Here is a 14439-nt window from a genome sequence, read left to right as displayed (position 1 = left end):
CGCATGAATCTCGCCCGCTTTGCCCTCCGCCATCCCTGGACTGTCCTCGTTGCCGTGGTGGCGGTTTGTTTGGGGGCGTGGATCGGGCTTCAGCGCATGACGCGGGACATCTTTCCGCCGCTGGGCATTCCGACGATCTATGTGGCGCAGCCGTTTGGCGGCATGGACCCGCTGCAGATGGAGGGCTACCTGACCTACCGCTACGAGTATCACTTCCTCTACATCGCGAACATTGAGCATGTGGAGTCGAAGTCGATCCAGGGCGCGTCGATCATGAAGCTGCAGTTTCACCCTGGCACGGACATGAGCCAGGCGATGTCCGAAACGGTGGCGCAGGTGAACCGCAGCCGCGCCTTCATGCCGCCGGGCACGGTGGCGCCCTTCATCATGCGCTTTGACGCGGGCAGCGTGGCGGTGGGGCATCTGGTGTTCTCCACGGACGATCCAAACATCACTCTCAATCAGATGCAGGATCAGGCGCTGAACAAGGTGCGCCCGGCCTTCGCCACACTGCCGGGCGTGTCTGCGCCTCCGCCGTTTGGAGGCAGCTCGCGCGGCATCGTGGTGAATGTGAACCCGGACCGCATGAAGGCCTACGGCTTGTCTCCCGATGACATCGTGGAGGCCATCGCGAAGGGCAATCCGATCAGCCCCTCCGGCAACATGAACCTCGACGGCAAGTATCCCATCGTGCCGACCAACGCCATCGTCTCCAACGTGAAGGATCTGGAGGCCGTGCCGCTGAAGCGAACGGAAGCGGGCGCGGTGTTCATCCGCGATCTCGCCACCGTGACCGACTCCGCCGATGTGACCACCTCCTACGCGCTGGCAAACGGCAAACGCACCGTCTATCTGCCTGTCACGAAACGCGCCGAGGCCTCCACGCTGGAAGTCGTGAAAAAAGTGCGCGCATCCATTCCCGAATTCCAAAAACTGCTGCCGGACGGCATCAAGGTGAGCTTTGAATTCGACCAGACGCCGGTGGTGAACCGCAGCATCCAGGATCTCCTCAAAGAAGGCGCGCTCGGAGCCGTGCTCACCGGCTTGATGGTGCTCGTCTTCCTGCGCGACCTGCGCACGGCCTTCATCGTCGTCATCAACATCCCGCTCTCGCTGCTGGCCGCCTCCTTTGGCCTGTGGATCAGCGGGCAGAACATCCATCTCATGACGCTCGGCGGTCTGGCGCTCGCGGTTGGCATTCTCGTCGATGAGGCCACGGTGACGGTGGAAAACATCCACACGCATCTCGCGCGCGGCAAGCCGCTGGCCCGCGCCGCGCTCGACGGCACGCTGGAGACCACGCTGCCGCGCCTGCTGGCGATGCTTTGCATTCTCGCGGTTTTCATTCCCGCCTTCTTCATGATCGGCGCGGCCAAGGCATTGTTCGTGCCGCTGGCGCTGGCGGTGGGCTTTGCGATGTTCGCGTCCTTCATCCTCTCCAGCACGCTGGTGCCGGTGCTGTCCGTGTGGTTCCTGCCAAAGAACGCCAAACATGACGAGGAGCGCCTCAGCCTCATTGCCCGCATGTATCAGGGCATCGTCAAAGCCGCCGTCACCATGCGCTGGGTGCTGGTGCCCGCCTATCTCGGCGGCGCGGCGCTCATCATCGTGAGCTTCGGGCCGTTCCTCGGCTCGGAGATTTTCCCGAAGACGGACACCGGTCAGTTTGCCATCCGCTTCCGCGCTCCCAGCGGCACGCAGGTCGGCATCACGGAGAAGATCGCGCAAAAGATCCTCAAGATCATCGCTGACGAGGCGGGCGGACAGGACAAGATCGAGATGTCCATCGGCATGGTCGGCGTTCACAATTCCAGCTTCCCGGTGAACCTCGTGCATCTCTGGAATGGCGGCCCTGAAGAGGGTTGGCTGGCTGTGCAGCTTCGGCATGACTCCGGCGTACGCGTCGATCCTTTTCAGGAAAAACTGCGCGAGATCATGAAGCGTGAACTGCCCGATGTGCGCCTGTCTTTTGAGCCGCAGGACATCGTCAGTCGCGTGATGAGCTTTGGCTCGTCCACGCCGATCGAGGTCGCCGTCAGCGGCCCCAGTTTGCCATCGAGCAAGGAGCACGCGGAGAAGCTGCTCGCGAAACTCAACGAACTGCCCTTCCTGCGTGACGCGCAGATCGCGCAGACGCTCGACGCGCCCACGGTGAATGTGCAGATCGACCGCGAACGCGCCGGTCTGCTCGGCGTGAACGTGCAGGATGTCACGCGCAGCCTCGTCGCCGCCACGACATCGAGCCGCTTCACTTCGCCCGTGTTTTGGGCCGATCCGGGCACCGGCATCAGCTTCAACGTGCAGGTGCAGATTCCCGAGGAGCGCACACAGACACTCGAAGACCTCGGCAACACGCCCGTCAGCTCCAGCAGCGGCAAACCGGTGCTGCTGCGCAACTTGGCGAAGATCGAGCAGGGCACCGCCGTCGGCACCTACGAGCGCTACAACATGGTGCGCGTGGCCAGCATCACCGCGAACATCCAGGGCGTGGATTTCGGCAGCGCCATCAAGGCCGTGCGCAAGGCCATCGCCGAGGTCGGCCCCGCGCCCGATGGAAAAACCAAGGTGGACATCCGCGGCCAGGTCGTGCCTTACGAGCAGCTTTACACCGGCTTCAGCAGCGGCCTCGTCATCGCCATCGTCGTGATCTTCCTGCTGCTCTGCGCGAACTTCCAGTCGCTGCGCCTCGCCATTGTCGTCGTCTCCACCATGCCCGCTGTGCTCGCCGGGGTGGTGCTGGCGCTGTTCTTCACCGGCACCACCATCAACATCCAGTCCGCCATGGGCGCGATCATGGCCGTGGGTGTCGCCGTGGCGAATGCGATCCTGCTCGTCACCTTTGCCGACCGTGCGCGCCTGGCCACGAAGGGCGACCGCCGCGCCGCCGCCATCGAGGGCGCTGTCAGCCGTCTGCGTCCCATTTTGATGACCAGCTTCGCCATGATCGCTGGCATGATGCCGCTCGCCCTCGGACTCGGTGATGCCGGAGATCAAACCGCGCCGCTCGGCCGCGCCGTCGTCGGCGGTCTCGCGCTCGCCACTTTCGCCACGCTGTTCATCCTGCCCGCCGTCTTCGCCATGCTCGCCAGCAAGAAGGCCACCTCCGCCTCGCTCGATCCTGATGACGAGGAGAGCGCGCTGTTTGAAGGCATGGCACCGGTTCTCCATCATCGTCCCACCGCCACTGAGAACTGATCATTACCCCCACTCTCCCTCCCATGCGCATCCTCTTTCCTCTCATCCTCCTCACCACCAGCGCCCTCGCGCTCGACCTTCCTGCCACGAAGCCGCAGAAAGGCACCATCCACCGCTGGATCAGCCTGCCCGCCAGTTTCGCGCCATGGCAGCAGGTCGAGTTGAAAGCGCGTGTGGCCGGTTACATCGAGAAAATCACCGTCGATAAGGGCGATGTCGTCACCGCACAGCAGCAGCTCATTCAAATCGAAGTCCCCGAACTCAAGGCTGACCTCATCGGTCACCGCGCCGAGGTCGCCGCCGCCGAGATCGAGGTGAAACGCCTGCACGAGGCACGCGCCAAGTCTCCCGACCTCATTTTACCTCAGTCCGTCGATGATGCTGAAGCCAAGCTCGCCATCGCCAAGGCCGGCATGGAGCGCACCAACGCGCTGATCGACCTCGCGCAGATCAAAGCGCCCTTCGCCGGAACGATCACCGACCGCCGCGTCGATCCCGGCGCGTTCGCTGCCGCAGGAGGCGACACCTTGCTCCAGCTCACCGATGTCAGCACCCTGCGCCTGCAAGTGCCCGTCATCGAGATCGAAACCGCCCAGCTCAAAGTCGGCCAGCAGGTCGAGGCCAAGGTGGATGCCCTCGGCGGGGCCATCGTCAAAGGCACGATCACCCGCATCGCCGGAACGCTCGACTCCGCCACGCGCACCATGCTCATCGAGGCCGACTTCAAAAACGACGAGGGCAAGCTCCGTCCCGGCATGTTCGCCACCGCGCGCCTCGCCGTAGAGCAGCATGACAACGCCACGATCATCCCCGTCGCGGGTTTGGTGAAGGAGAAGGCCAACAGCTTTGTCTTCAAGCATCTGGACGGCAAGGCCGTGAAGACCGCCATCAAACCCGGCTTCAACGACGGCGTGAACGTCGAGGTGCCTGAGCTAAAAGCCGATGAAGTCATCCTGCTGCCGGGCACCGTCACCCTCACCGACAAGCAGGCCGTAACCATCGCTAAGCCATGAAACTCGCCCTTTCCTTTCTTTTCATCGCGACACTCGCCCACGCCGACCCCGCATTCGTCGATCTGCGCACGGTGATGAAGCTCGCTGGAGCCAAGAACGACGAGATTCAGCTCGCACGCGCCAAGCATGACGAGGCGGTGGCCGAATCGAAGCAGGCGTGGCAGCGCTTCTGGCCCGCGCTGAGCTTGGGGGCCGGTTATCGCGGGCATGACGGGCGGTTGCAGGACATCGGGGGCAACGTGTTCAACGCGAACAAGCAGCAGTACAATGTCGGTACCGGTGTCATGATCGATTGGTCACCCGGTGACATTTATTATGCGGCCCTGGCCTCCAAACAGCGCGCCCTCGCCGCTGAACACCTCGCCGAAAAGTCACGCATCGACATCGTGACGCAGTCGGTGGAGCGCTATTACGATCTGCTCGCCGCTGAAGCCTCGATGGTCATCATCGAGGACGATCTGCAACTGACCGAGGACTATGCGAAGCAGCTTGAAGGTGCCGTGACTGCCGGAACAGCTTTCCGCGCTGATTTGCTTCGTGTTAAATCGCAAATCAGCCGCGCGAAGCTCGCCATTCGCCAAGGCGAGGAAGCCCGCGATCTCGCCGCCGCAAGACTCGCCGAAATTCTCCGCCTCATGCCCGATGCGGCGCTGCGTCCTGCGAAATCCGATCTCGTGCCGGTGAAGATGATGTCTGGCAAAGGCGTTGCCACGATGATCTCGCTCGCGCAACAGCATCGTCCCGAGGTTCAGGCCGCACAGGCCATTCACAGCTCGATGGACGCGGAAAAAGACCGCGCACGCATCGCGCCGATGATTCCGAGCGTGCAGGCCGGCTACACGGTGGGTGGATTCGGCGGTGGTCCCGGCGTGGGCAGCCAGCAGTGGGGCAACTTCGGCAGGCAGCAGGACTTTTATGTCGGTCTCGGCTGGAAAATCGGCCCCGGAGGGCTGTTTGACCGCCAGCGGCAAAACATCGCCAATGCACGCGAAGAAGGCGCCTCGCTGCAAACCAGCCAGGTCCGCGCCGCCATCGGCCGCGAAGTCGTCGAGGCCGCCACGCGTTCGCAATCGGCCAACGACCAGATCAAGATCAACGACGAAGCCGTCGATGCAGCCGAGGAGATGACCAAGCTCGCCAAGGAACGCCAGGCCAGTCAGATCGGCGTGGTGCTCGAATACCTGCTGGCACGTGAGGAACTGACCCGCGCCCGTCAAAGCCGCGTGAAAGCCGTGACGGATTTCAACAAGGCGCAGCACGCGCTGAAGCGGGCGGTGGGAAAGTAGCCCCGTTGCTGTGCAACGGGATGCCGTCCCAGACTCCAGTTGCACAGCAACTGGACAACTTTGTCACAGCACCGGGCCTTTGACCGCCCAGCGCTTGAGGACGAAGCCAGGGCCTTTCTCGCGCCATTTGGCGACGTGCGGAGTCGTGTAGTGCAAATCGAAAGCGGCTTGATCAACGTAGCTCTCGCTGAGGGCGAAGAGATTCAACTGGGTGTTGTCGCGGCTGACTTCAAAGCGCAGGCAGCCGGGTTCCTGGCGCGAGGCGGTGGCGTTTTCGAGAATGACGGCGAGGAATTCGTCGATCTGCTGCGGATCGATCTCAAGGATGACGATGACGTTGACCATGAGCGCAAGAGAGAGGCGAATTTTGCTAAACATGCAACCTGCGTTCTGCGTATGATGGCAGTAGCATCCCCATAGCCATGAAACTTCGTCTCGTTCTTCCCGCGCTGCTCGCCCTCAGTCTTCACGCCCAGGATACCAAGCCTGTGGCGGCTCCTGCGAAGCCTGCCACACCGCCTCCGGCACCTGCTGCGGCCCCCAAGCCCGCTCCAGTAGCCCCAGCAAAGGTGGAAACGAAACCGGCTCCTGCGCCTGCCACTCCTCCGGCAAAACCAGAAACGAAGCCTGCCTCAGTTCCCGCCAAAACTGCTACACCGTCGCCAGCACCCGCCACAGCCAAGCCTGCCACGCCAACACCTACCGCTGCGAAACCGGCCACACCACCGGCCAAGCCCGCGACTCCAGCACCGAAGCCTGCAACACCCGCTCCCGCTGCGGCACCCAAGCCACCACCGCCGAAGCCGGTCGCGGTTTTCCCCGACAAGGCGCTCGAAGCCGCAGTGCGGAAGCAGGTATTCGCGAAGCGTGACAACCAGGAGGTGCTGACTGCCGAAGATGTGGCAACGGTTTCGATCATCGAAGGCAAGAAAGCGGGCATCAAGGATCTCGCCGGTCTCGAAAAATGCACCGCGCTGGCGTCGCTGACACTGCCAGAGAACCAGATCACGAATCTGGCCCCGATCAAAGGGCTGGAGCGTTTGCAGTTCCTCGATGTGTCGAACAATCAGATCAGCGACATCGCACCGCTGGCGGCGTGCAAGGCGCTGCAATACATCGAACTCACGGGGAACAAGGTGACGGATGTTTCTGCGCTGGGCGGCATCCAGGCGCTCACGTCGCTCTACTTGGCGGGCAACCAGATCAAGGATGCGACGCCGTTGTTCAAGTTGCCGAAAGTGTGGACGCTTTATCTCGAAGGCAATCAAGTGACGAACCTCGCTGGCATCGGCGGCATGAAGTGGCTTTCCATGCTTTCACTCAAGGGCAACGGCGTGACGGACATCTCACCGCTGGAGCCACTGACGGAGCTGCAGTTTTTGTTTTTGGAGAACAACAAGATCACCGACCTCGCGCCGCTGCACCGCATGTGGAAGAAGGACAACGACGGTGCGCGTGAATGGGCGCCCTACTGCCAGATCTTCATCGACGGCAATGCCATCGACGAGGCCTCGAAGAAACTGGTGGATGAGATGAAGAAGGCCGGGGCGCGTATCACGCCGTGAAAGTGGGCGTGCAAAATTCTTGCCGCTGAGGGCAGGCACGGCTTAGCATGGGGCATGAATGCGTTTCTTCGCCTCCTTGCCCTCGGCTTGCTGTTTTCCAGCGCACAGGCCGCCAATCCACCGCGTGAGTGGACTTCCAGCGACGGGAAATCGAAGTTTCAAGGCGACCTCATTGAGTTCACCGACAAGGAGGTCAAAATTCGCCACCGGAGCAACTTCAATCAGTACCGTCTGCCGCTGGACCGGCTCTCAAAGGAGGATCAAGACTACATTCGAGGTCTGCTGCGTGAGAAACGCCGTGATGCGGGGCTGAAGGAGGGTGTTTATGCAGAGAAGGTGACAGGGCAGTTCGTCAAAGGCGTCTCGAAGCAGGGCCTGAACTACCAGCTTTGGGGCAATCCCAAGCTCGATGCCACCAAGCGCTATCCCATCGTCATCTGGCTGCATGGTTCAGGCCAGAGCGGCACCGACAACGAATCGCAGCTCGGCGGTTCTCCCAAAGTGCTGACCACCGAGGACAATCAGGCCGAGCGTCCGTGTTTTTTGCTCGCTCCACAGTGTCCTTCCTTGGAGATCGGCTGGAAGAACGAGGTGGCGGACAAGCTGCTCGCGCTCATTGCCGATCTCACGGATCACCTGCCGATTGACGAGAACCGGCTTTATCTCACTGGTTCGTCGATGGGCGGCTTTGGCACCTTCAGCATCGCCGCGAAGTATCCGCAGGTGTTTGCCGCCTGCGTGCCGCTGTGTGGCGGGGGTGATGTCAAAAGCGCGGAGATTTTGAAGCAGACGCCGTTCTGGGTCTTCCACGGCGACAAAGACGACATGGTGCCAGTCGAGCGCTCGCGTGTGATCGTGGAGGCGGTGAAGCAGGCGGGAGGCGAACTCATGAAATACACGGAACTCGAAGGCGCTGGTCATGGCATCACGGGGCTTGTTTATCCGCGAACGGACCTGCATGAATGGCTGTTTCAGCAGAAAAAAACTGCAGCAACGCCGAACTGAGAACCGCGAACGGCAAGCGACGCAATGCTTCACCATCATCACTCCGCCACCTGCCGCCATCACGACACGGATTCGGCGATCGAGCTTGCCGCCACGTTGCTGGAACGCGCACGTGAAGCCGGATTGCGGCGCACCAAAGCGCTGGAGAACATTCTCTCCATTCTCGTTTCCACGCACCAGCCGCTCTCCCTGGCGGACATCGCGGAATCACCCGATCTGACCAGCGGCGCGGACAAGGCCACGGTCTATCGCGTGCTGATCAAGCTGGAGGAGCTGGGATTCATCCGCCGCCTGGGTCTGCACGACCGCAGCACTTACTACACACTGCTCCAGCCCGGCCAACACGACGATTACCTCATCTGCACGCAGTGCGGCCGTATCCAACGGCTGGACATCTCCTGCCCCGTCGAGGCGCTGGAGAAGCAAATCGAGAAGCAGTCCGGCTTCCGCAAGCTCTACCATGAGCTGGAGTTCTACGGACTGTGCCCTGCGTGTGGGTAAACAAGGAAACCGGGGCGGCAAGATCACTCCCGATTTGAAACAAAAACTCCCCGCATCTGTGTCACCAGCGCGGGGAGTTGAAAGAAACTTGACCGTTGAATCAAGGGGGAGCAGAACCGACCGACGTGCCACCGCCGTTACCCGGGGTTCCAGGCGTATTGTTACTTGGGTTGGGGGTATTACCCGCACCAAGGTTGCCATCACTGCTCGTGGTAGTCTGCGTGGTTCCACCATCGGTGCTGGTGGTAGTAGCTGAACCAGTTTCATTGTTCTGTGCATCCTCATTGGTCACAGTGGTGGTCGTGTTTCCATTCCCATCCGTGGTTTCGGTCATGGTGGTGGAAGAACCATCGCTGTTTTCTGTTTCCGTTACCGTGGTCGTGCCGCCGTCAGAGTTGTTAGTTTGAGTCACGGTTGTGGTGCCCGTCTGCTCTGTTACACTGAGCACCGAACGCTCCCCGGTCACAGGATCAGGCGCGCTCATAACAGTGGTTTTAATGACGGAATTATCGTTCTGAGAAGCACCATTCTGAGATTGTATTTGCAGGGCATTGTCACCCGTCACGTCGCTGCTGCCAGCACCCGCGCCATAAGCGTCTGTGACAGTCACCTCGACCACCGTTTGAGTGCCATCGGAATTGTTGATTATGACGGTGTTGGTGGTGACGATGTTGATGACATTGCCCGTTGAGGAACCGGTAGCCTGGAAATCAGGCGGATTGAACTCCGGCTCCCAGCGAAGCGCCAAGTAACGGGTTTTGACAGGCTTGGCAGGCTTGACCTTCAGAGAACCCGAACCACGAGTGTCCTCCGCGACCGCCACAGGCGATTTGGCATTGAATTCGGTCGGATCAAAGGCCAGACGACCGCGCCAGTCTTCTTTTTCCGGCAGATTATCAAATGCGAACACCTCGAAGCGCACTGGTCTAGGAGAATGCACCGAAGCAAATTCATTCAGAATGCGAAGCTGCCCAAAGTCGTAAATGACTGTGCGATACTTCTCATCGGACTCGGGGAAGGAAAATTTGTTGTAGGTGACCGCTGTGTCGAGCCCGTTGGCGGGCTTGGGTGCTGCGTAAATGACGCGAGCGCCACCAAGGCCACCGATCAGATCCATGGGCTTGCCCTGCTTGCCCTCTTTATCCTGTTTCACGGCATAGCCTTTGTCCGTCTGGCCACCAAAAAAGTGCAACGCCCGTATCATGCCGCCTTTGGAGAGAGCCAGCTCAAGCTTGATGAATTTGGCCTGCATGCCGGCAAATTTGAACTCCACGGTGCGATCCGCAGCCGAGAAAACTTTCTCTTCGAGCACTGCCCAGCCCTTTTTATCGGCGCTGGCAGAGAGTGTGGCCCGCCCTTCAATACCATCATTCACAAAGGATGACTGAGAGATCAACACTGGTTTGCCCAAGTTGATGACCACAAAGCTCTTGCCAGCAGAGACCGTGGCAGGCGCGGTGATGTCATCGGACAAAACTGCATCCGCCTGTCCAAAACCCGAGGAACTGTCCAACGAAGCGTTGCTATGAGGCCCGCTAATCGCAATATCCACCGGGCGCTCCTTGATGATTGGAATGCGGGACCATTTGGCATGGATGGAACCGGCTGTCAGCAGACTGCCGAGGATGGCGATGGTGGAGGCGAGCTTCATGATCGATGAATGAAAATTTTGAACCTTGAGTTCGGTGTTGGAAAGCAGGAAAGAATCCGCGTTCGTTTTTTATTTGTTGAATCAATATTAGTTACACCACAAAGGCTCTGCGGTGTAAACATTTTTTCTGTGCCATGAGTGAGGAAATAGGGCTTGATTAACTGTATATTCCATATATTCTAGACACATGAACTGTCCACGTTGCCGCGCACGTGTTTTCCCCCAACAGAACACCTGCCCTGCGTGTGGTTTTTCCGCCACGCTGCTCCATAGCTATCTTGGAAATCAATGGGTTAGGCTGGAGCGTATCACGGACGCAGCCCACTGCCTGCGATTGGAGGAATCTCGAAAGATTGAGATCATTTTGGATAATTTTGAAAGAAGCTTTCCACAAGCTTTTTTTGCCGCTTACCTAGGTGTGCTCCCCAGCGGCTTGAGTGTCGCCGAACTGGGCTTCTGGCTGCTGAACCAAGGTGCCTTCAACACGCACTCCGTCAGCCGACGAAATGACTTTGGGATCGTGCTGGTGGTGGATCCTTCCGCGCAAACTGCCAGCATCACTCTGGGATATGCTATCGAGAAATGGTTTGGAGACGGTTTTATCACTCGTACTTTGCAAACCGCTGGAACCCACCTGAACAAGGGTGCCTTTGGCATGGCAATCGAAGCCGCCAGCACCCGCTGTGGCGAAGTGCTAAGAAAACACGCGCATGCCATGGCTTGGAAACCCGATGTCACCACGGCGGCGGGAGTGAGCCCCGACATGGGGCTGCAGCCACTGCGCGGAGGCCACAAGCCTGCATCACGACCCCTCGCAGGCTTTTCCAACACGAGGTTATGATCCAGCACCCTTCAGCCAAATGAAGCGTTTACTTCAGCTTTGCACCTCTCTCGCTCTGACGCTGCTTGCACTGATCTGTACAAGTACCTCGGCTGATGTGCCCCAGCATGCTGAAAAAGCCGAAGAAGGCGCGCTGCCGCTTCCACGCTGGAGCGAACAAGAACTCAGAGCCTTTCGCGAGAGCCTCCCGTCGGCGAATGACCCTGGCGTGCTGCTTCCTGGAAATGGTGGACCGATTACCGACATCAATGAGTTGCTCCGCACACCAGTGTCCAGCGGTCCGCGACTAGATCATTTTTTCAACAATCAGGACGGCGAACTCTCCCCCCGCCTGCGATCCGAGGACATGCGGCTGTTTCTGCCCGAATCCATCCTCGGCCAGCCCATCCAGAACCAGACAAACAGCGCACGGATACCCACCCCGTTGTCGTCCCTAAAGGAGGTTCCCCCCGAATTTTTAGCCGCCTGCGCTCAGGCTCTGCCGAAGGAATACCTGATCGACCCCGATCTGCTTGTCCCTGAAATGCAGAATCATGACATGATGCGCTTCCTGGAGTTCCACGCCCGTGATGCCCGCATTAAGTTAAGCATTTTGATCATCGCTCATGATTGCAAGCTGCCGGAGGGTTCCGAACTCGGGAAAATCGCCTCAGGGAGTCTCCTCCAAACAGATGCCAGCCTGCTGGTTTACCCGCTAGGCGAGCCTTGGAGAGCACGCTTGTTTGTCAGCAAGTCTGTGCATGATCAAACCTCCACCGAGTTCCTCAGCGAGACGATACAAGCATGCCTGCACGAAGCCCTGCAGGCCAGCGATGTCCACGATCAGCTCCATCGTTACGCAGTGCATCTCTCAACACGCCTGTTCTGGCTGCAAAGAGCTCTTGGCACTGCTCCCACAACTGAGGTGGGCAAAGACCAACCTCTGGCGGAAGTCACGCCCGAAGTGAAAACAACCGTCCAACACACCACCAGTGTCCTTTTCATCGTGATTTGGAGTTCAGCGAGCCTGCTTATGCTCGGGGTTGCAGGAGTCGCAGGCCGTCAATTTCACCGTCATTTGCGGCTCAGGCGGCAAAGCCGCGTATGGATCCTGCCAGAACCTGAAACTGTTCCCCGGCTCGGGGGTGCTTTTACAGGTGGAGGGGGAGGCATGATCCGATATGCCTGATTTCCAGCCATTAGGGCTACCCTCCACAGCCCAGACTTTTAGAACTTCAATTTGTCAAAACCAATCCTTGAATGATAATTGCTGAAATTGACCATAATGATTTGATGGGATGAACCCAGACATGCTCCAGTTCCAATGCGGATTCTGCCGCACCACTCTGACGGTACCGGCTCATATGGCCGGTGTCTCAGGACCATGTCCCAGTTGCGGACAGACAGTTACTTCGCCCACACCTGCACCCGTAGCGCTACAGGCCCCACAGTGGCCCCAAGCACCTGCGGCGGATCAAGCCCCTGTGGCTCCGCCCGCTTGGTCCCCTCCTCCCCAATCCCCCTTGATGGGAGGGATGGCAGGTGCAGGCATGCCATCACCAAGCACAGGCCTGCCGCCAAAACGTGCTCCGGGACAGCCGCCCCTCACCGCCACACTCGGTGGAGCCGCAGGCCAGATGCCTTGGTCATCCACTCCGCCATCCCCAGGATTCCCGTCACCCAATCCTCTCGATGCGCCCGCAGGAGGTTCAGGAGGTGGTTTGCCCAACCACTCACGTCTGATCCCCGGCGCGCCCGCATTGCCGAACATGATACCCGCAGGCAGCTTGGGTGGAATGGCTGGCACACTGCCAGGATCATCACTCCTCGGCAGAGAGGTGCCGCCCGCACCCGTTTCCCCAGTGACTCAGCCTCTCCATCATACAGGTGGCCTTCCCTCCCTCAGCCTGGGTGCGGCACTCGGGCAAGAACCATCCTCCACAGCTCCCGCCGCACCAATTCCAGCAGGGCGCAGCATCGCCAGTCTGCGTGCGCCGCGTGGGACGAATTTCATTCGGCTCGCCTTCGCCGCAATGTTCCTGCTGGGATTCCTCGGCCTCGTTGGTTTTCTGCTGAAAGACTATCTTCCTGGCATCTTCCCAAGCCTGGCAGGTCGTGATGGAACAGAGGAACCCATCAAGGAAGATTCTCACATTCCGACGATCACAACCTCCCCACTCATCTCTAATCCAGCGCCCGACACATCGCCCAGGCTGTCCGACAACTCCGGCCCGGAAACAGCAGCCCCCCCCCCTTCTGTGTCATCCACTGCGGAAACCAAACCGAAACCGATGCCAATGACGGTCGGTTTTGACCCCACGGAGTCGATTCCACCCAAGGCTCCACCTGCCTCGCCCGAGGAAATTGCCACAGTCGGGTCTGCCAGTTCTCCCAAACCTGCCGTCGCAACCGCAGTGCCAGTGGATGACACACCCAAAATGCCTCAAGCATCGGACGCGTTGCTCGAAGTACCCTCCAAACCGGCGTTGAACGCAGAGTCGCACGCTCCGATGACCGCCCCGCCTTCCAGCGGACTACAGACGCATGTCATGGCGGAAGACGATGCTCCGCCCGAGGCCAAGCCCGCCGTGGAGGCGCTCAAAAAATTCCTCGCTTCCAGTTCTCTCGCCGAACGTCTGCAACACACCCTCGGTGCCGAGCACATGAAGCCGTTGATGGAACGCTACTACACACGTTCGGCCGACGGCCCCATCATCGTGGACCGCATTCAATTCGTCCGCATGGATCCCAACCCCGAGCTCGGTTCCGGCAAACACTGCATCTTCAGTCTGGAAAACAAAACCTGGGAGTTCCCGGTTCCAGTGATGCTGGAGGAACAGCCCGACGGCTTCAAAGTGGACTGGCTCGCCTTTGTCGAATTCAAAGACCGCCTGCTGGAGAAGTTCTTCCAGGCCTATCAGGAAGGCCCGGCACGGTTTCATGTCGGCATCATCCGCCATCACTATTTCGAGGATGGAGTGCCGAATGTGGATCGCAAAGACGCCTTCCGGGTCGGCCCGGCGCCGCCCAATTCATACCAGGCATCCGTATTCCTCGACAAAGATTCTGCCCTCGCCCAGGAACTGCGCATCCGTCTGCCTTGGGAAACCCATGTCTGGGCCGTGGTGGAACTCGAATGGAAAAAACTCGGCTCCCAGCAATGGGTCGAACTCAGTGCGGTCCCCCAAATGCACTGGTACTCATTGCCGATGGCCCCCAGACCGATCTCCACACCGCAGAAAGCGCTCGAAAGAGAAGAGCCGCCCCCTGGGATTTCTAAAAATGGCGTCCGTGGTAAATCCAGCGGTCAGTCTGAAAGCACCCTGCCCCCTCCAGGCATCAAAAAATCCAATCCCAGCCTGCCTTCCACCATCAAACGCCCGCTTCCCTCGGGTCGTTGATG

At 59.7% G+C, this 14439-nt stretch carries 11 protein-coding genes; 9 read left to right on the top strand and 2 right to left on the bottom strand.

The features are described from left to right. Positions 1-3: 3 nt before the first annotated feature. Genes U1A53_RS21950 through U1A53_RS21940 form a run of 3 tightly spaced genes read left to right on the top strand, consistent with a single transcriptional unit; the run spans position 4 to position 5494 of the window. Positions 4-3195 (top strand): efflux RND transporter permease subunit, encoded by a 3192-nt coding sequence (locus U1A53_RS21950; RefSeq protein WP_322284004.1) that lies wholly within the window; start codon positions 4-6, stop codon positions 3193-3195. A 23-nt stretch (positions 3196-3218) separates the two neighbouring features. Further along, complete coding sequence (locus U1A53_RS21945) at positions 3219-4208, top strand: efflux RND transporter periplasmic adaptor subunit (protein ID WP_322284003.1); 990 nt, start codon at positions 3219-3221, stop codon at positions 4206-4208. Next, positions 4205-5494: a TolC family protein gene (locus tag U1A53_RS21940; RefSeq protein WP_322284002.1), complete on the top strand. Its 1290-nt coding sequence runs from the start codon at positions 4205-4207 to the stop codon at positions 5492-5494. Before U1A53_RS21945 ends, U1A53_RS21940 begins: the two co-directional genes overlap by 4 nt. 63 nt (positions 5495-5557) lie before the next feature. On the opposite strand, the gene U1A53_RS21935 is transcribed toward U1A53_RS21940, so the two are convergent. After that, on the bottom strand, positions 5558-5839 hold the full coding sequence (locus U1A53_RS21935) for a putative quinol monooxygenase (protein ID WP_322284001.1): 282 nt from the start codon (positions 5837-5839) through the stop codon (positions 5558-5560). A gap of 77 nt (positions 5840-5916) precedes the next feature. On the opposite strand from U1A53_RS21935, the gene U1A53_RS21930 reads away from it, so the two are divergent. Genes U1A53_RS21930 through U1A53_RS21920 form a run of 3 tightly spaced genes read left to right on the top strand, consistent with a single transcriptional unit; the run spans position 5917 to position 8565 of the window. Then, positions 5917-7059, top strand: coding sequence for a leucine-rich repeat domain-containing protein (locus U1A53_RS21930; RefSeq protein ID WP_322284000.1), 1143 nt, complete (start codon positions 5917-5919; stop codon positions 7057-7059). A 54-nt stretch (positions 7060-7113) separates the two neighbouring features. Then, a complete protein-coding gene (locus U1A53_RS21925) occupies positions 7114-8064 on the top strand; it encodes a prolyl oligopeptidase family serine peptidase (protein ID WP_322283999.1) in 951 nt (316 codons plus the stop codon). A gap of 24 nt (positions 8065-8088) precedes the next feature. Further along, on the top strand, positions 8089-8565 hold the full coding sequence (locus U1A53_RS21920; protein ID WP_322283998.1) for a Fur family transcriptional regulator: 477 nt from the start codon (positions 8089-8091) through the stop codon (positions 8563-8565). A 100-nt stretch (positions 8566-8665) separates the two neighbouring features. Here the strand turns inward: U1A53_RS21920 and U1A53_RS21915 are convergent, their stop codons facing one another. Continuing rightward, on the bottom strand, positions 8666-10216 hold the full coding sequence (locus U1A53_RS21915; RefSeq protein ID WP_322283997.1) for a hypothetical protein: 1551 nt from the start codon (positions 10214-10216) through the stop codon (positions 8666-8668). Between the two features lie 187 nt (positions 10217-10403). Here U1A53_RS21915 and U1A53_RS21910 point away from each other — a divergent pair, with 187 nt between their 5' ends. The 3 genes from U1A53_RS21910 to U1A53_RS21900 all read left to right on the top strand — a co-directional run bounded on the left by U1A53_RS21910 (position 10404) and on the right by U1A53_RS21900 (position 14437). Further along, entirely contained in the window at positions 10404-11057 is a 654-nt protein-coding gene (locus tag U1A53_RS21910; RefSeq protein WP_322283996.1) for a TPM domain-containing protein, read from the top strand. Positions 11058-11076: 19 nt separating this feature from the next. Next, complete coding sequence (locus tag U1A53_RS21905) at positions 11077-12225, top strand: hypothetical protein (RefSeq protein WP_322283995.1); 1149 nt, start codon at positions 11077-11079, stop codon at positions 12223-12225. Positions 12226-13474: 1249 nt separating this feature from the next. Further along, positions 13475-14437, top strand: a complete 963-nt coding sequence (locus U1A53_RS21900; RefSeq protein WP_322283994.1) for a hypothetical protein — start codon at positions 13475-13477, stop codon at positions 14435-14437. The last annotated feature ends 2 nt before the right edge of the window (positions 14438-14439 follow it).

The organism is Prosthecobacter sp. (assembly GCF_034366625.1).
Classification (GTDB): Bacteria; Verrucomicrobiota; Verrucomicrobiia; order Verrucomicrobiales; family Verrucomicrobiaceae; genus Prosthecobacter.
Note: the sequence above shows the minus strand (reverse complement) of the source record. Positions and strands in the feature narration are given on the sequence as shown.

Coding starts and splice junctions, on each gene's coding strand:
- U1A53_RS21915 (WP_322283997.1), bottom strand. CDS start 10,216: ATGAAGCTCGCCTCCACCATCGCCATCCTCGGCAGTCTGCTGACAGCC.
- U1A53_RS21900 (WP_322283994.1), top strand. CDS start 13,475: ATGCCTCAAGCATCGGACGCGTTGCTCGAAGTACCCTCCAAACCGGCG.
- U1A53_RS21910 (WP_322283996.1), top strand. CDS start 10,404: ATGAACTGTCCACGTTGCCGCGCACGTGTTTTCCCCCAACAGAACACC.
- U1A53_RS21940 (WP_322284002.1), top strand. CDS start 4,205: ATGAAACTCGCCCTTTCCTTTCTTTTCATCGCGACACTCGCCCACGCC.
- U1A53_RS21920 (WP_322283998.1), top strand. CDS start 8,089: ATGCTTCACCATCATCACTCCGCCACCTGCCGCCATCACGACACGGAT.
- U1A53_RS21925 (WP_322283999.1), top strand. CDS start 7,114: ATGAATGCGTTTCTTCGCCTCCTTGCCCTCGGCTTGCTGTTTTCCAGC.
- U1A53_RS21930 (WP_322284000.1), top strand. CDS start 5,917: ATGAAACTTCGTCTCGTTCTTCCCGCGCTGCTCGCCCTCAGTCTTCAC.
- U1A53_RS21945 (WP_322284003.1), top strand. CDS start 3,219: ATGCGCATCCTCTTTCCTCTCATCCTCCTCACCACCAGCGCCCTCGCG.
- U1A53_RS21950 (WP_322284004.1), top strand. CDS start 4: ATGAATCTCGCCCGCTTTGCCCTCCGCCATCCCTGGACTGTCCTCGTT.
- U1A53_RS21935 (WP_322284001.1), bottom strand. CDS start 5,839: ATGGTCAACGTCATCGTCATCCTTGAGATCGATCCGCAGCAGATCGAC.
- U1A53_RS21905 (WP_322283995.1), top strand. CDS start 11,077: ATGAAGCGTTTACTTCAGCTTTGCACCTCTCTCGCTCTGACGCTGCTT.